Source organism: Nocardia sp. NPDC051052, from assembly GCF_044456045.1.
GTDB lineage: Bacteria > Actinomycetota > Actinomycetes > Mycobacteriales > Mycobacteriaceae > Nocardia.
Genome location: NZ_JBITFL010000004.1, coordinates 463,528 through 480,345 on the forward strand (window position 1 = coordinate 463,528; position 16,818 = coordinate 480,345).

Here is a 16,818-nt window from a genome sequence, read left to right on the forward strand (position 1 = left end):
CACCCGCCGAGAGATTTGAATCATCTATTTATAGTTGGCCGACAGCAATGAGTTGGCAAACATGCTGAGTTGGGCTCAGTTGGCGGCCTGTTCGTCGCCCGATTCGTCGGCCACATAACCGTCCAATCGACGCAGGGCGTCAATCGCATGGGCGGCAGAGGCGAGCGTGACGTGTCGATGCCAGCCGGAGAAAGATCGGCCGGTGTAATCGCGAATTCCGACGTTCTCCGCAGTTCGCAAATTATCGGTCTCGACTCTGTTGAGCAGGCTGCAGAGCCGTAACAAATCGATGAACGGAGTGGACCGTATATTGGTCAGGTACAGCGTGCCCGAATCGTGCTCGCCGTACCTGCCCGAACCCATCAGGATAAATTCCCTGTCCTCGCCCCCGCCCTCGATGCCGAGCGAATCAACCGGCATGGTCACGCAGACGCTTGCCACCCAGCGGTCCCGACGTTCGCGGTGCAGGTGCATCGGAATTCGACGCCTGATTCCCTTGGTCGCCGCGATTATCTGTGCGGCGGCCATCGACTTGGTGGTGCTGTGCCCGATCAATGCCTCGTCGGCACTTCGGAGTGGTACCGATCCATCGATACGTGCGATCACTGATGCACCCGAATCGCTGAGTTTGCGCACCACCGAGGCGTCCATCTCGCGCGCGTCGAGCACCACGGGCCGGGCGGGTAGCGGCCAGGCGCGGATGTCCCGATACAGCTCCATCGCGCGATCGCCGAGGCCGCCCGATCGCACCTCGTCGGGAATGGCCGCGCGCCGACGCCGCATCTTGTCGTCCAGCCAGGCCTCGGACAGGTCGAGCCCCCAATTGACCGGGGTGCCAACCTCGTTCGCCGCCGCCCACACGCCAACGGCGCGCTGCGTGTTGAGTGCGCGCCCGGCCGATTGGACGAATCGGCGCTCCACTCCCACGGAGTGGCGCCCGGCCTTGAGGATGACCATGGGTTGTACGACCCATGCCTCCACCTGCAGACGCTCGAGCAGATAGGCGGCGAGTGCCTTGCGCATCGGCACCCAGTCCCAGGTGGATCCGTAGATGAAATGGTGCAGTCGCTGATCGGACGCCTGCCCCTCGGCCGACCTCGATATGCTGCGTATCGACTTTCGGCCGGATGTTTGGAGCAGGCCTCCGAGGTAATCCATCCCGCGGCTGCGTTGATCGCTCCGCGGGAGACCTGTGAATATTGCTCTGGAGATTTCTGAGAATACCGGATCGTACAAAGCCGTCGGCCCCCCGAGTTTCGTAACCATATATATCTGCAAAGACATGCGCCGGACGACGATACGTCATGCACTATGAGTATGGTAAAGCTCGTCTTTCGAGCAAATGAATAAGTTGAACTAGAGGTTACATTTTCGTGCATCCCTGTGCGCGACTGCAGCTGCTGCCCCCCTTCGTGAGATGGCCCACCGAGCGGGTGCCACCACGTACCGAATGACTTTGATGTTACCCAGCTGTTGGGAGAAGATCAACTCATTCCATATGGCATAGATTTTATGCGCAATCGCTGTAAGTCATTCCACTTGCGCAATCCGGCAGCAATCCATCGTGCGGTGCATCTAGGACCGTGATAGAACGTGGCTGGCGTTGAATAGTGCGCAAGAACAGACCCGGTTCGACGGCTGGACCCGATTTCTGAGGGCTCTTCGCGGCCAGCGGCCGCCGCCTGCGCAACTTCTTTGCAATCGTTCCCATCGGCGTCCGTACGAAAACACTTGACGTCCATGCAACAATACTTGACAAATTTCGCCCGACCTGACAAATTGCGCCCCTGGCGCTGACTTGACGTACTTGCCCGAGCGGCGTTGACTCGCCCGGCCCGTCATCCGCACTCTGAATTCCATGACGGACAATTTGACGAGGGTTGCCCTTTTCCGAATACAAGTCGATATCCATATCTTCGCGTCGCCCGTAGAGGTTTACGAAACGGTCAGCGATCTGCCGCGCAGCCGGGAATGGAGTGCGGAGTGCATCGGTGGGCAGTGGATTTCTGGAGCACCACGCGCGGTGGGGTCGGTCTTTCGTGGTGACAATGTTCGCGGCATCGGTGCGGTGGCTTGGGCGCCGGTGGTGCGGGGACAGTGGACCACAGAAGCCCAGATCGTGGCTGCGGAACCCAGCCGCCGCTTCGCCTGGGCAATGCGCGACAGCGCGGGAAATGTGCAGGACAGTCGCTGGTCTTTCGACCTCGAATCGACGGATTACGGCTGCCTTCTCGTGCACCGGTTCCACATGGGAACGGCCACTGAAGGAATTCACCGCATCACTGCCGATATGGATCGATCGACCTTCGAAAAATTCATCGAAGAATGGTCCGAGAAGGTTGCGGCGGATATGAAGGCAACGCTGGTCCGAATAAAAAGAATCGTCGAAGACTCGCGCCGATAGTCGTTCGGCCATTTAGGAAGGTTTTGAACAACGATGATATTGCAGCGCATCGGAAACCGTGGCATTCGGCTCGGCACCCTCTTCGAACGAGCCGCTCGGAATCACACGGCCAACCATCTGATCCTCGACCACGATCTCGACATCGCGCCGCAGCTGGGACGTCGGCCGACGATCGCCGAGGTCGCCGAGTTGGTCGACGACTGGTCTGCCCGCCTGTGGGCGGCCGGCGTGCGGCCCGGCGAGCACGTCGTCGTGTTCAAATCCAGTTCCTTCGACATCCCGCTGCTGGCCTGTGCCATCGCGCGGATCGGCGGCATCCCGGTCCTGTTGTCGCCGAAGCTGGACGGCGGCGTCGTAGACACGTTGGTGCGCCGGATCGGCGCCCCCTACCTGCTGACCGACCAGCCCATGCTGGCCGACGTCCTGAACCCCGCGATCTTCGATGCGGCGGGCCGGGTCCTGCTCGCCTCCGGACGTCATCCGAGGGCCACGGAGCTGTCGTCGCTCGATGCGGCCGAACGGATCACCCCGATCGCCGTCTCGGCGGACCGGCCGGCGCTGGTGACCCACACGTCCGGCACCACCGGCACGCCGAAGCTGGCGGTGCACACCGGCCGGACGTTGCAGGCCCGGTTTCGGCCGCAGGCCCTCGCGACGGGTCTGGTCCGCACGCGTCGGCCCGTGGCGATACATGTCTCGTTCGTCCATTCGCGTCTGTTCACCGCGCTCGCAGTCACCCTGCTGCGCGGCTTTCCGCTGCTCGTACTGGCCGACGACGATCCCGATCGGGTCGCTGAAATGTTTCTGCGGGTCCGGCCGGGTGCGATCGAGGCCCATCCCAATTCGTTCATGCGCTGGGAAGACCTGGCCGAAGACCCACGGCGGCCGCTGGCCTCGGTGAAATTCTTCAGCAGCACCTTCGACGCACTGCACCCACGAACCGTGCGGCGCATGCTCGACGCGTCGGATCACCGACTTCCGGTATTCGGTCAGTTGTACGGGCAGAGTGAGGTCGGGCCGGTCGTCGCGCGGGCGTTCACGAAGTTCCGCAGTCGAGCATCCGATGGTCGCTGTGTCGGTATGCCGTTTCCGGGAATGACCGGTATTCGCGTCGTCAGCCGCGGCGGCGGTCGTCCGTCCGCGGATTCGCCCGGATTCATCGAGGTACGCACCGACGGCCGGATCCTCACCTATTTCGGTGAGGACGATCGCTATGCCTGCCAGGAAAACGACGGCTGGTGGCGAATGGGCGACGTCGGCTATCGGACCCGGTGGGGCTGTGTGCATCTGCTCGATCGTGAGGTGGACATGATTCCCGGCTTCGGCAGCACGCTTGCCGCGGAGGATGTGCTGCTGAACTGGTTGCACCAGATCACCGAGGTGGTGATCGTCCCGAACGAGGACGGCGCGCCGATTCCGGTCGTGTGTACCAAGGACGACCAGCCGCTGGACCGAGAGGCCTGGCGCCTTGCCGCCGCGACGCTGCCGCCGATGTCGGACCCCGTGCAGTGGCGGCTGGCCGACCTACCGCACACCGCGACGACCAAGATCAAACGGCTCGAGCTCGCGCGCCTGCTCGGCGACGACCAGAACCGTTCCGACCAACCGCAGAGGGTGTAGATGTCGCACATCGTGATCGTCGGCGGCGGCATCGGTGGACTCGCCGCTGCCCTGAGTGTCGTGCGCAAGGGCCATCGGGCAACCGTCTTGGAGCGCGGCGACTTCGCCGAGCTCGGGCTGGGAATTCAATTGGCGCCCAACGGAATATCCGCGCTCGACGGGCTCGGACTCGGTGGCCGGATCCGCGAGATCGCCGTGCACGTCGACGAACTGCGCTTCTTCGACGGCGTGCGCGGACAGCAGGTGGCGAGCATGCCGTTGACCGAAACGTATCGGGCGCGCTTCGGCCATTCCTACGTCGTGATCAATCGGGGGGAGTTGTATCGGACGCTGCTAGGCGCCTGTCGTGAATATCCCCGGATCAACTTGGTCGGCGGCGTGACCGCGGTGGGCTACCAGCAGATCGCGACCACGGCCGCGGCCGTACTCGACAACGGCCACACCGTCGAGGGAGACGCGCTGATCGGGGCCGATGGCGTGCGCTCGGCCATCCGACGACAGCTGGTCGGCGACGGCGCGCCGCGGGCCGCGGGCATCACGGTGTACCGGTCGATCGTCCCAATGCATCGCGTGCCCGCCGAACTTCGGTGGAATGCGGTGAGCTGGTGGGCCGGCCCTGGACTGCACTTCGTCCACTATCCGATCGTCGGCGGGGCATACATGAATCTCGCGCCCAGCCGGGAAACCGGTGTGACAGCGGAACTCTCGGGTGTGCCCGTGACCGATACCGAGGTGCTGAGGCAATTCCGGCCACTGTGCGAGACTGCTCGACGGTTGCTCGAACTGGGCGAGGACTGGAAGTCCTGGGCGCTCGTCGACCGCAATCCAGTGCCGGACTGGACCGACGGGCGGGTCACATTGCTCGGTGATGCGGCCCATCCCAGCCTGCACTATCTGGCTCAGGGTGCGTGTCAGGCGCTCGAGGACGCGATCACCCTGGGCGATCTGCTCGACTGCCCCACGCGCGAAATACCGGACCGATTGTCGGACTACTGCGCACAGCGGCGCGAGCACACCGCCCGAATTCAGCTCGCCGCTCGGGACAGCATTCGGCTCTGGCATCCGGCCGGCGCCGCCGCCGATGCGAGAAATGCCGCCCTGTCCGCACTCTCGGTGTCGGAGCTACACGATCACATCGAGTGGTTGCACCGGCCCCGAACCTCTGCCGCAGCTGGTGAACAGGTGGTGCCCGATGTACCGCGAACACTGTGAGGTCTGCGTCGTCGGCATGGGACCTCGCGGCCTGTCGGTCCTCGAGCGATTGTGTGCCAACGAACGAGCGGCGCGATCGTGGCAGCGGCTGACAGTGCACGTTATCGACGACGCGGAGCCGGGCGCCGGCGCGGTCTGGCGCACGGACCAATCGCGGCATCTGCTGATGAACACGGTCGCCTCCCAGATCACCCTCTACACCGACGACAGTGTCCGCATCGAGGGACCCGTCGAATATGGTCCGAGCCTCTACGAGTGGGCCCGCGGGTTCGGCGTGGCGTCCGGCGCGGCGCAGGATCCCCGGATCCGCGCGGAGGTGGTGGCGCTCGGCCCCGACAGCTACCCGACCCGTGCCCTCTACGGCTGTTACCTGCGAGACTGCTTCCAGCGGACGGTGGCCACGGCGCCGGCGCACGTCGAGGTGCGGATTCACCGATCGCGTGCAGTGGCGATGGCCGACACCTACGGCATGGCAACCGGGCCGCAGGGCATTCGGCTGCGCGACGGCACCCGGCTCGATCGCCTCGATGCGATCGTGTTGGCGCTGGGCCATACATCGGTGCACCCGACCTCGAACCAGGCCAGGGTCGCCAGCTTGGCTCGCATCCACCGCCTTTGCTATATCCAGCCCGCCAATCCCGCCGATGTGCATCTCGATGAGATCGCGGATGAACCAGTGTTGCTGCGTGGGTTGGGGCTGAGTTTCTTCGACTACATGGCGTTACTGACCGTGGGACGCGGCGGCACATTCGTGCGAGCCGACGGGCGCTGCCGGTACGTCCGGTCGGGAGACGAACCGCGGCTCTATGCGACCTCTCGGCGTGGCCTGCCCTATCACGCCAGAGGCGAGAACGAGAAGGGCACATCCGGTCGACATGAACCTCGGATACTCACCGGCGTCCACGCGCTCGCACTGCGCGCCGCCCACCCGCTGCGATTCGGCGCGCAGGTGTGGCCACTGATCGCGAGGGAAGTAGAGATCGTCTATTACGAGGCGCTGCTCCGCGCTGTGGACAGGCAGGCCGACAGCGCCCGGTTCGTCGCGGAATATCTTGCGCTGCCGCTGGATTCGGATCCCGTCGCGCTCATCGACGCATACGGACTTGCCGATCGGCGATGGGACTGGCAACGCATCGTAGATCCGCTCGCGCACCGTCGGTTCGACGATCGGAATCAGTTCCGATCCTGGCTGCTGGATCATCTGGCCAGCGACGTCGCCGCGGCGCGCGCGGGCAATGTCAGTGGGCCCATGAAGGCGGCGCTGGATGTGCTGCGCGACCTGCGCAACGAGATCCGGCTCGCGATCGACCACGGGAGTCTCGATGGTGGATCGCATCGAGACGAACTCGACGGGTGGTACACCCCGCTCAACGCGTTCCTATCGATCGGTCCACCGGTTTCCCGGATCGAGGAGATGATCGCGCTGCTCGAGGCCGGGGTTCTGGAACTCACCGGACCGGGCACCACGATCGGCATCGACGTGCACGAGCCCGCATTTGTGGCGTGGTCGTCGCGCGTGCCGGGTCCGCCGGTCCGGTCGAAGATCCTGATCGAGGCACGGTTGCCCGAACCGGATCTCCGCCGGACCGCCGACCCGCTGCTGCGGCACCTGCTGGCGACCGGTCAGTGCGCCGATTACCGGATTCCGCATGCCGGGCAGGGGCCCTACGAGACGGGAGGCCTGGCCGTTACCGAACGTCCGTATCACCTCGTCGATGCCGCGGGCCGTCCGCATCCGCGTCGCTTCGCCTTCGGCGTGCCGACCGAGGGAGTGCACTGGGTTACCGCGGCCGGCATTCGGCCGGGAGTGAATTCGGTGACGCTCGTCGATTCCGACGCGATCGCGCGCGCGGTGCTCGGCGTGGCACCGGTAGCACCCGGGCGGGTGGTCGCCGATTCGATCATCGGCGGGGCCGATCTCGCCCAGGTAGTGGTCTGATGCCGCGCCCGCCGACAACATCCCCGCCGCTGCCGTGGGTGTTGTCGGCCAGCACGCCCGCGCGACTGAGCGCCGGTGCCCGTCGGTTGCACGAGCGGGTACTGGCACATCCGGAGTGGAATGTCATCGATATCGGTTACTCGTTGGCCGTTCGCCGTGGCGAGGACGGCTGCCGCGCAGTGATCATGGGACACGACCGGTCGGAATTGCTCGCCGGGCTACACGCGCTGACGCTCGGCGACTGCGGACCGAACGTCTGTATCGGGCGGCCGGTGGGCCGGCCCTCGACGATGTTCGTCGTTCCCGCGCCGGACGTCGACGCCCTGCTCGGTGCCCGGGGGCTGCTGCGGGAGGTGCCGGTGTTCGCCGGACCGCTGCGCCGGTGTTCCGCCGTCCTGGCCGAGCATCTGGGATGGGACGTCGCCGACCTGCTGGCGCGGGCCGACACCTCGATTCCCGACGCGGTCGAGGTGCTCGGTCCGGCCGGTTTCGCGGTGCAGGTCGCGCTCGCCATGGCCTGGCGGTCCTATGGCGTGGTTCCGGATCTGGTCGTGGGTGAGACCGGCAGCACGTTGGCGGTCGAGGTGATTGCCGGGCGTTTTCGCATGGCGGACGCGGCCGAGGCGATCGTCCGCTCACCGGCGCGCGCCCGGCACGACCGGGATCGCCTGCACGAGCAATTGCGCCGGGCGACAGCGCACGGCGCGCGCACCATGATCGAGATCAGCCCCCGTCCTGTGCTCGCTGCGGAGTGCGCGAGCACGGTCGAAGCGAATGTGGAGGTGCTTCCGAAGGTTTCGAGCGATCGGGCTGCCGGCGCAATCACGTTCGCGCACACCGTCGCTCGCGCCTATGTGTGCGGGGCACGCGTCGGGTGGCCGGCGCGGTTCGTCGGCAGGCAGGCGGTGCTGGTTGATCTGCCCCCATTGTGATTTGTGCGGGCCCGGCTCGACTGTCGAGAATGTGGGCCCGCACGGCGACCGGCTATGTCGCGATGAATGCGCGACTCTGCTTCGATGCCCATTCCCCCACGGTGATACCGGCGGGCTCGCTCTCGGCGGTCGCGTCGCCGAGCAACGGAACCGGTTCGAAGGGGGCGCCGGGACCGGACTGGTAGAAGAACGGGATGGAGATGCGCGAAGACCGGTGTCCCCGTTCGGGATTGACCACCCGGTGCATCGCGGAGACCCAACGGCCGCCGGTCCACCTCGCCATGACGTCACCGATGTTGACGACGAAGCTGCCTGGAATGGCCGGAACGTCGCACCACTCGTCCGACTTCCCGAGGACCTCCAGACCACCGATGTCGTTGTCCTGGTACAGGACGGTCAACGCGCTCCAGTCCGAGTGCGGCCCGCGCCGCAGCTGACCCGGCAGCGGGGCCTCGATCTGTGGGTAATAGTAATTGGCCGACAGCGAGGACATGTGGTCGACGAATCGGTCGTCGAAGTAGTCCTCGTGCAGGCCCAACCCGAGCGCCATCAGATGCAGCAGTTCGGCGGACAGCCCGGTCATGGCGCCGATGTATTCGTTCCAGGTGCTCCGGAACTCGGCGGGCTTCTTCGGCCACAGGTTGGCGGTGCGGGCGGGCAGCCACTCGTCACCGAGCTTCGCTCGTTCGTAGTCCGGTAAATCACCTTTGACATGCACGCCGAACAGTTCGGCCAGATCCGGCGGACTCTCGCGATCGCGGGTGCGCGCCGCGTTGGTGGTACGGAACAGGCCGCCGAAGCCCGGTCGGTTGGCAATCGTCTCCTTTTCCTCGTCGGAGGATGCGAACATCGCGGCCGTCGTCGCGTACGTCCGGTCCACGAGCTCCTGAGGCACTCCGTGGCCGACAATCACGAAGAATCCCGAGTCCGAACATGCCTGGTCGATCGCCGCGGCGATCGATTTGCGCCCGTCCGTGCGGTCGCGAGTGCTGAGGTCGATAACAGGTATGACGTGTTTCATGGCAGATTCCTGCGGTGTAGATCCGGTTTTCATGTATTAGATTCTGGTTCCCGCACATATTCGTGACCATCAATATCAGGGAAGTGTGTCAACTTCCCGGCAAATTCAGAGCTTCGCGAAGGTGCGCAATTTCGGCAAACGTGTCCGCAGGTTTTCTGGTTGCCAGCCATGCGGTCAGGGTCACGGCGGTCGCCGGCACGACCGGAGTCCACGCGGTGAGTAGATTCTGTGGCCGGGCGATCAGGAGAAATACGGTGACAGCCAGAAATGCCGGAACGCCGTATTGTGTTGCACCCGGCAGGCCGGAACGCCGCCCGAAATCCAGGCGCCCGAAATATCGTGCCCGGAGCCGTCGCAGCTGCAATCGGGTGGCGAGCGACATCACCACGATCGCTGCTGTCGACAGCGCATAGGGTAACGTCCAGATTTCCGATTCGGCCCTGTCGGCGCCGACCGGAATACCGGTGATCGCGGCCTCCGGACAGAGAATGGAAATCGACAACATCGCGATTTTGGCGGAGCGCGATGAATCCGTGGTCATCGGGTGCGATCGAATGCGATGCAGTTCGGCGCTTTGGACGCCGACGGCCATGACGGACGCGCATAGGAGGCCGACATGCGCCGCCATGAGGAGCAAACTCATTGCGAAGTTCCTAGATCGTCGTCCTAGAGGTGGATCAATGATCCATTGCACGTCCAACGTACCAGAGTCGAACCCGAGGTGGCCCGCGCAGACCGCTGTTATGTGTGGGTGACCAGCTCCACCAGGACGCCCCCACACTCGCTGGGATGTAGGAACGTCGCGCGTGACCCCATCGCCGCCGGGCGGGGCGGGGTGAACAGGACGCGCATGCCCCTGTCCAGAAAGGCCGCGGCCGCGGCGTCCACGTCCGGCGTTCCGAAGGCGATGTGGTGCACCCCTTCGCCTCGGGACGCCAGGAACTTGCCCACCGGGGAATTGGGTCGGGTCGGGCTCAGCAACTGCAGATAGGTGGCGTGACCGTCGTCGGTCCCGTTGATGCGCAGCATGGCTTCATCCACGCCCTGTTCGTCATTTATCTCGCGGTAGCAGACCTCGAAACCGTAGGCGTTGCGATGGAACTGAATGGCTTGGTTCAGATCGGTGCACGCTATTCCGATGTGATCGACCCTCGTCAGCATTTTCGCTCCCGTCTGCGTGGTCGTACGGATACTTCACTCGATCGTCCACGCCCTCGACGCCCGCTTGAACCGATCCGCGCAGGGTTTGTCAGGTGTTGCGGTTTCGGTGCGCGAGCGATGCGCTAGTTGACGAAGAATCGTTTTCTGATTTGACCGCCGATCCGGCGGTGCGGAGAGTGATCCTTACCGACTAGTTCCGGGATTGAATAGGAGTAACCGTGAAGAAATTATTGTACGAGCTTGGTGAAACGCCGCCGACTGGCTATGTCCCGGAGCAAATGTATGCCTCGCTGATCAGGCCGGAGCGTTATGGACCGCCGGCGGCGGCATTTCAGACCGAGGTCGTGGACGTGCCGCGCCCCGGCCGGGGACAGGTGCTCGTCTATGTCATGGCCGCGGGAGTGAACTACAACAATGTCTGGGCGGCAATGGGCCGTCCCTTCGACGTTATCGCGGCGCGTCGGCACGCAGGTGCAGTCGAGGACTACCACATCGGAGGGTCGGAGGGTTCCGGCATCGTCTGGGCGGTCGGCGACGGCGTCGAGCAGGTGAAGGTCGGAGACCATATCGTCCTGTCGAGCTGTCAATGGAACGAATCCGCTGCCGATATCCGGGCCGGTGCGGACCCGATGACGTCGGCCACCCAGACGGTGTGGGGGTACGAGGCGAACTTCGGCTCCTTCGCCCAGTTCACTGTCGTGGACGAATACCAGTGTCATCCCAAACCGCAGCGACTGTCGTGGGCCGAGGCCGCGGCCTTCATGCTCACCGGCGCCACCGCCTACCGCCAGCTGACCGGGTGGTACCCGAATGTCGTCCGGCCCGGAGAGCCGGTGTTGATCTGGGGTGGGGCGGGCGGTCTGGGATCGATGGCCACACAGATCGTGCGGACCTTCGGCGGGCGACCGATCGCGGTGGTGTCGTCGCCGGATCGTGCGGACTACTGCACGAAGCTGGGAGCGCACGGGGTGATCGATCGCCGCGGATACACCCATTGGGGGCGGATTCCCGATATTTCCGACGCCGAGGCCAGCGGCGCGTGGCTGAGTGAGGCGCGACGGTTCGGTGCGGCGTTCTGGGAGGCCCTCGGCGAGCGCCGCGCGCCCAAGATCGTGCTCGAACACGTCGGCCAGGACAGCATCCCCACCTCGATGTACGTCTGCGATACCGCCGGTATGGTGGTCATCTGCGGCGGCACGTCCGGCTACCACGGTGATGTGGACCTGCGCTATCTGTGGATGCGCCAAAAGCGTTTGCAGGGTTCGCATTTCGCTAATTTTCAGCAGTGCCGGGCGATCGTTGACCTGATCGCTAGCGGAGACATCTCGCCGTGCCTGTCCTATGTCGGCGAGTTCGATGACATCGGCGCTGTGCACCAGATGATGCGCGACAACAACCATCACCCCGGCAATATGGCCCTCTTGGTCAACGCCCCGTCGAGCACCGTGTGAACCTATGGATCGACCAGTAAGCCGGAATCTTGTTCCTGGTAAAGAACGGCGATCTATCGGTGGATCGTTGTACTACACTTGCCGCCATGAGTGACGCGACGCAGCGGCGAGCCAGCGGCCGGTCACAGCAGAGGGCCGGCTCGCGCTCGGTGTGGCTTCGTCCCGCGCCTATCGCGCGGGAGGGCCCCCCGCTGAGCCGCGCGCGGATCACCGATGCCGCGGTCGCGCTGCTGGATCAGGAAGGTATGGAACGGCTGACGATGCGCCGGCTCGCCGAGCGGCTCGAGGTCGGCTCGACCACCCTGTACTGGCATGTCGACACCAAGGACGATGTCATTGATCTGGCCATCGATGCTGTCTTCGCCGAGATCGCGATCCCGGACCAGCCGGCTGATTGCTGGCGTGACGATATCGTCGCTCTGCTCACGAGCCACCGTGCCGCATTGCTGCGCCACCCGTGGACCGCGGTGATGCCCTCGCGACAGTCGCCGCCCATCGGGCCGAACTTTCTGCGCTGGATGGAGTTTTTGTACGCGATGCTCGCCCGCACCGGCTTCGTCGATGTGCAGATCGCCGCGGTGAGTTGGATGCTGCTCAGCCACGTGCAGGGCTCGGCGACCAGCGAGTCCAGCATGCGGCTGTCGGCCGACGACGCGCAGGCCGGCCGCGAGCAGATATTGGCGCACCCGGAGTGCTATCCCACACTCATCGACCACCGGTTCCTGGTCGACCGCGATTGGGACGACGGGTTCGTCCTGAGTTTGAATGTGCTCCTGGACGGAATCGAGAAGCACGTGGCGGACCTGCGCTGAACGAATACGAACGGCAGGCATACGAATGGCCCCGATCGGCGACGATAGGGGCCATTCGCGCTGTGGCCACCCGGGTCAGGCGAGCCCGAAGTTGTATTTCTTGCTCAGTTTCGAGATATCGGTGAATTCGATGGAAGACGTGGTCTGCTCCAAGCCGATCTGATAAGCGGTGGAGACCTCCACCAGGCGGGTGGTCTGATAGTCGATGGCGGCCAGATTGTCGTCGCTCACATTGTTCGGTTTATGCCACGAGGAATTGCAGGTGCCATAGGGCAGGCCGCCGTTCTGCTCGGTGGTCAGGATGTCTACACTACTGCCGTTCGGGACGATGAGAGAGCCCCAGTGGCAGACCGCGTTGTGTACGGCGAGGATCGTCGTCTCCTGACCGGCATGCAGGCCGGCGCCAGAAGTGAATACGGTGACCGCCTTGTTCATCAACTTTCCCGGAATCGAGACCAAACCGGAGTGATTGATGAAATGAATGAGTTCCGGTGCGGGCAGCCCGAAGACGACTGGCGTGCCGATCATGATCGCATCGGCCCAGACCAGATCCTCGTGGGTGGCGTCCGAAATGTCCGCGGTGGTGGCGGTGAGATCAGCGTAGGCTTGCTCGTCCAACAATCGAGGGTTCGCCAGCTTCGGAACCTTGCGCAGGCGCGTCTGTGCGCCCAGTTTCTCCGCCGTTGCGGCGGCCGCGGCGGCGAGTTGATGGACGTTTCCGCTCTGCGAGTGGTAAATGATCGACACTCTGATCACGAGTATTCTCCTTGCTGTATTTTTCTGGCGAGAGTCGCGAATACTGCAGACCACCGTAGCGATATTCGCGGTCGCTCGGGCGCACTCGCGTCATTGTTTGTCAGGTCCTCGATTCGGTCCGCTGCTGCCGACTTGACGTATCGTTTCGAAGTGTGTTGACCGTAAGTAGATTACTGCGCTGAACTGGTCTCATGACAGAATCCATCAATGCGAAGATCGAGCTCCCCACCGAACCAGGGCAACTGTCGAATGTATTCGAATACGCTTTCAACTCCGGTGATATCGAGCTCATGGAACAGCTGCTGGAGCCGGGTGCTATTCACGTTCTCACGCCGGGAATTTATCTGAGCGGAGAAGAACGGCGACAGGCCACCAGAAAGGCACTCGAGAACCCTTTGCCGGTCACCTCGACGCTACGGCATGTATACGCGGTCGGCGATGTCGCCTTGTTGATCAACGACTATGTGCACGAGGGCCTTGGCCCGAACGGCGAGATGACCCGTATCGAGGGCACCGCGACCGATATCGCCCGACGCGGCCAGGACGGAATATGGCGCATCGTGGTGAGCAATCCGCCCGGCGCCAGCCGCGCCTGACATCGCGATCGGTTCGATCACATGAACGCGGAGACGACGCAGTCGGCGGGCACCCCATGGCGGGACGCCATTGATGTGCATCACCACATCTTGCCGAAGTTCTACTTCGACCTGCTTCGCGAGGTGGGTGTGCGCGACATCGTGCTTTCGCACGTGGACAGGCCGGTGTGGAGCGTCGAGGCCAGTCTGGCGATGATGAACCGCCAGGGCATTCGGGCGGCCGTGGTCAGCTTGTGGCCGGGTGTTCCCGCCCTGGACCGGACCTCGGCCATGCGGTTCGCCCGGCGAACGAACCAATTTCTCGCGGACTTCGTCGCACAGCGTCCGGAGCGCTTCGGCGCCTTCGCGGTGCTGCCGTTTCCGCACCTCGACGCGGTGCTCGAGGAACTGGAGTACTGCGTCGAGGTGCTTGGTCTCGACGGAGTCGGACTCATCACCAACTACAACGGAATCTACCTGGGCGATCGCGCACTGGACCCGTTTCTCGCCGAGGCCGAACGACGGGCCGTCCCGCTGTTCGTCCACCCGGCACTGCCACCGTCGAGCGGGCAGCCCGATTTCGGTCTGCCCGGCTCGCTCTACGAATTTCCCTTCGACACCGTCCGGTTGGCAGCGCAACTGCTCTACAACCGGACGCTGGAGCGTTTCCCAGCCCTACGCATGATCCTGTCCCACGGCGGCGGCGGCATTTCCCAGTACGCCGGTCGACTCACCTACGGGCCACAGATCAGCCGCTCGCTCGCCGATCGATTGTCGGCCGATCCGATCGGCGATCTGCGGCGGCTCTACCTCGACGCGGCGATGAGCGGGGATCCGCACAGCCTGGCAGGGTTGCGATCGTTTGCCCGCAGCGACCGGATACTCGTGGGAACCGATTTTCCGCTCATGCCGGACTCGTTCAGCTCGAACGATGGCCGGTCGTTTCTCGACAACGGTGCTTTCGCGGAGGACGAACGGCTTCGCATCGATCACCTGAACGCCGAGGAACTTTTTCCGAGATTCAAATCGTCATAGAGGTCGAGTGAAAAATGCTGAATGAGAAAAGAATCGACGAGTATCTGAACCGCATCTCTGCGGACCGGCCGGCCCGGCCCGACCTGGATGCGCTCCGGCATCTGCAGGAGCGGCACGCACTGTCGGTCCCGTGGGAGACGCTTGCACTTCGGCTCGGTGACGAGATTCCGCTGGATGAGCGAATTCTCGAGAAGATCATCGATCGGCGGCGCGGTGGTGGCTGTTGCGAGGTCAATCCGGCCTTCTATTTCCTGCTGGAGTCGCTTGGCTACGACGTCACAATCCACCAGGGGCGAGTATGGATCATCGACGGATTCACGCCACCGTACAACCATCTGGTCCTGAAGGTGCGGCTGGACGGCGTTTCCTGGCTGGTCGATGTGGGCTTCGGAAAATTGAGTCGCTATCCGCTGCGACTGGGTTCGGCGGAGGCACAGCTCGACCCGCACGGCGAATTCTCCACCCGACGGGTCGGTACCGACGCGACGGAGGTGATCCGTGACGGACAGCTGCTATACCGCTTCTACGATGCGCCGGTCGAATTGTCGGATTTCACCTACACCCTGTGGTGGTATCGGACCGCGCCCGACGCTTCGCCCCGCCACCATCTGTTGTGCTCGATGCCCGCCGAAAACGGTTGGGCCACATTGAAGAACGACACGCTCACCCTGACCACCCCGGAGGGGTCCGAGGTGACGAAACTCGTCGATGACGCCGAGATCATTGCGGCACTGGACAAATGGTTCGGCGTCAAGGTGGACGAGTTGCCGGAAAAGGGACCGTACGAGCAGTACCCGCTGCGGATGTCGTTCGAACTGGATTGACGGAAAGTGTGATCATGCCGAAATGGACATTAGCGCCGGTGACCCCGCTGAGCCTCTACCTGAAGATCCCCGACCGGCGTGTCACCAATGCCGAATTGTGTGAACAGCTGGACAGCACACCCGAGTGGATAGAGGAGCGGGTCGGCATCCGGGAACGCAGGTTCATGGACCCCGACGTGAGTCTCGTCGACTACTCCGTCGAGGCCGTCGAGAAATCCATCGAGCTGGCCGGATTGACGGCTGACGACATCGATGTGGTGATTTCGGTGACCTCCACACCCGACTGGTTCTTTCCCTCCTTCGGTGTCGCCATCGCCGGCGAGGTAGGCATCGCCACGACGCGCATCGTGGATCTGACCCAGACCGCGTGTGCCGGAGTGATCTATGCCATCTACACCGCGGGGTGCCTGCTGCAGGAGCCGGATCTGGAGAACGCTTTGATCGTTGTCGCCGACCGGTATTCGAGCATCACCGACCCACAGAACCGGCGGACCCGCATCCTCTTCGGCGACGCCGCCGCCGCGATGGTCATCCGCAGGTCCGACACCGGTGGGCTGCTCAGCTACGACCTCGGCAATCAGCCTGCGGGCGGCGCGCGCCTGCCCACGCCCTGGCAGCTGCGCGGCGCTACGGCGTCGACGGAGCTGCCGCGCGGTCCCTACCTCCATCTGGACGGCCGAGACGTCTGGCAGGCCGCGGTCACGCTGCTGCCGGATTCACTGCTGCGGGCGCTGTCGGCGGCGGGTGTCAAGGTAGCCGACGTCAGCGGATTCGCGCTGCACCAGGCCAACGTTCGAATGTTGGAATCCATGACGCGCACCCTGGGCGCAAATCCCGAACTCGTGCCCGTCACGGCGGACACGTTGGGCAATACCGCCGCTGTGGCTGTACTGACCTCGCTGCACCGCTTGGCGCAGTCGGGCCAGACCAAGCGCCGAGACGTGATCCTCATGGGCGCCATCGGCGCCGGATACATGTGGGGATCGATGTGCTTCGAACTCGCGGAAGATCTGCGAGTGGGCAGCAACTGAGCCGATCGCCGGCACACCCGGGCGTGCCGCATACGGGGGAGTCCG

At 64.1% G+C, this 16,818-nt stretch carries 16 protein-coding genes; 11 read left to right on the forward strand and 5 right to left on the reverse strand.

The genetic code is table 11. From position 1 onward, the window contains the following. Positions 1–75 precede the first annotated feature (75 nt). Positions 76–1,284: an IS701 family transposase gene (locus ACIBCN_RS16145; RefSeq protein WP_396992313.1), complete on the reverse strand. Its 1,209-nt coding sequence runs from the start codon at positions 1,282–1,284 to the stop codon at positions 76–78. Positions 1,285–1,858: 574 nt separating this feature from the next. On the opposite strand from ACIBCN_RS16145, the gene ACIBCN_RS16150 reads away from it, so the two are divergent. From ACIBCN_RS16150 to ACIBCN_RS16170, 5 genes are read left to right on the forward strand one after another with little or no spacing between them, the layout of a single operon-like run. After that, complete coding sequence (locus ACIBCN_RS16150) at positions 1,859–2,404, forward strand: SRPBCC family protein (protein ID WP_396992314.1); 546 nt, start codon at positions 1,859–1,861, stop codon at positions 2,402–2,404. Between the two features lie 33 nt (positions 2,405–2,437). Further along, positions 2,438–4,024, forward strand: a complete 1,587-nt coding sequence (locus ACIBCN_RS16155; protein WP_396992315.1) for an AMP-binding protein — start codon at positions 2,438–2,440, stop codon at positions 4,022–4,024. Next, entirely contained in the window at positions 4,025–5,236 is a 1,212-nt protein-coding gene (locus tag ACIBCN_RS16160; RefSeq protein WP_396992316.1) for an FAD-dependent monooxygenase, read from the forward strand. Then, on the forward strand, positions 5,217–7,175 hold the full coding sequence (locus tag ACIBCN_RS16165) for an FAD/NAD(P)-binding protein (RefSeq protein WP_396992317.1): 1,959 nt from the start codon (positions 5,217–5,219) through the stop codon (positions 7,173–7,175). The genes ACIBCN_RS16160 and ACIBCN_RS16165 overlap by 20 nt, the downstream gene beginning before the upstream one ends. Next, a complete protein-coding gene (locus ACIBCN_RS16170) occupies positions 7,175–8,107 on the forward strand; it encodes an acyltransferase domain-containing protein (protein ID WP_396992318.1) in 933 nt (310 codons plus the stop codon). Before ACIBCN_RS16165 ends, ACIBCN_RS16170 begins: the two co-directional genes overlap by 1 nt. Positions 8,108–8,159: 52 nt before the next feature. Here the strand turns inward: ACIBCN_RS16170 and ACIBCN_RS16175 are convergent, their stop codons facing one another. The 3 genes from ACIBCN_RS16175 to mce form a co-directional block, all read right to left on the reverse strand. Then, a complete protein-coding gene (locus ACIBCN_RS16175; RefSeq protein WP_396992319.1) occupies positions 8,160–9,128 on the reverse strand; it encodes an isopenicillin N synthase family dioxygenase in 969 nt (322 codons plus the stop codon). 88 nt (positions 9,129–9,216) lie between these two features. Further along, a complete protein-coding gene (locus tag ACIBCN_RS16180) occupies positions 9,217–9,771 on the reverse strand; it encodes a hypothetical protein (protein ID WP_396992320.1) in 555 nt (184 codons plus the stop codon). 98 nt (positions 9,772–9,869) lie between these two features. Continuing rightward, on the reverse strand, positions 9,870–10,289 hold the full coding sequence (gene mce, locus ACIBCN_RS16185) for a methylmalonyl-CoA epimerase (protein WP_396992321.1): 420 nt from the start codon (positions 10,287–10,289) through the stop codon (positions 9,870–9,872). Between the two features lie 218 nt (positions 10,290–10,507). On the opposite strand from mce, the gene ccrA reads away from it, so the two are divergent. Both ccrA and ACIBCN_RS16195 read left to right on the forward strand, forming a co-directional pair. Further along, positions 10,508–11,740, forward strand: a complete 1,233-nt coding sequence (gene ccrA / locus ACIBCN_RS16190) for a crotonyl-CoA carboxylase/reductase (protein ID WP_396992322.1) — start codon at positions 10,508–10,510, stop codon at positions 11,738–11,740. Positions 11,741–11,826: 86 nt separating this feature from the next. Beyond that, positions 11,827–12,552 carry a TetR/AcrR family transcriptional regulator gene (locus ACIBCN_RS16195; RefSeq protein ID WP_396992323.1) on the forward strand — a complete coding sequence of 242 codons (726 nt, stop codon included), beginning with the start codon at positions 11,827–11,829 and terminating at the stop codon, positions 12,550–12,552. Between the two features lie 75 nt (positions 12,553–12,627). Here ACIBCN_RS16195 and ACIBCN_RS16200 read toward each other — a convergent pair whose 3' ends face one another. Then, on the reverse strand, positions 12,628–13,362 hold the full coding sequence (locus ACIBCN_RS16200; RefSeq protein ID WP_396992325.1) for an NAD(P)H-dependent oxidoreductase: 735 nt from the start codon (positions 13,360–13,362) through the stop codon (positions 12,628–12,630). A 137-nt stretch (positions 13,363–13,499) separates the two neighbouring features. Between ACIBCN_RS16200 and ACIBCN_RS16205 the strand changes: the two genes are divergently transcribed. The 4 genes from ACIBCN_RS16205 to ACIBCN_RS16220 are packed head-to-tail and all read left to right on the forward strand — an operon-like array spanning position 13,500 to position 16,773. After that, positions 13,500–13,904 carry a YybH family protein gene (locus tag ACIBCN_RS16205; protein WP_396992326.1) on the forward strand — a complete coding sequence of 135 codons (405 nt, stop codon included), beginning with the start codon at positions 13,500–13,502 and terminating at the stop codon, positions 13,902–13,904. A 21-nt stretch (positions 13,905–13,925) separates the two neighbouring features. Continuing rightward, positions 13,926–14,918 (forward strand): amidohydrolase family protein, encoded by a 993-nt coding sequence (locus ACIBCN_RS16210; protein ID WP_396992327.1) that lies wholly within the window; start codon positions 13,926–13,928, stop codon positions 14,916–14,918. 14 nt (positions 14,919–14,932) lie between these two features. Further along, entirely contained in the window at positions 14,933–15,742 is an 810-nt protein-coding gene (locus ACIBCN_RS16215) for an arylamine N-acetyltransferase (protein WP_396992328.1), read from the forward strand. Between the two features lie 14 nt (positions 15,743–15,756). Then, positions 15,757–16,773 (forward strand): 3-oxoacyl-ACP synthase III family protein, encoded by a 1,017-nt coding sequence (locus ACIBCN_RS16220; RefSeq protein ID WP_396992329.1) that lies wholly within the window; start codon positions 15,757–15,759, stop codon positions 16,771–16,773. The last annotated feature ends 45 nt before the right edge of the window (positions 16,774–16,818 follow it).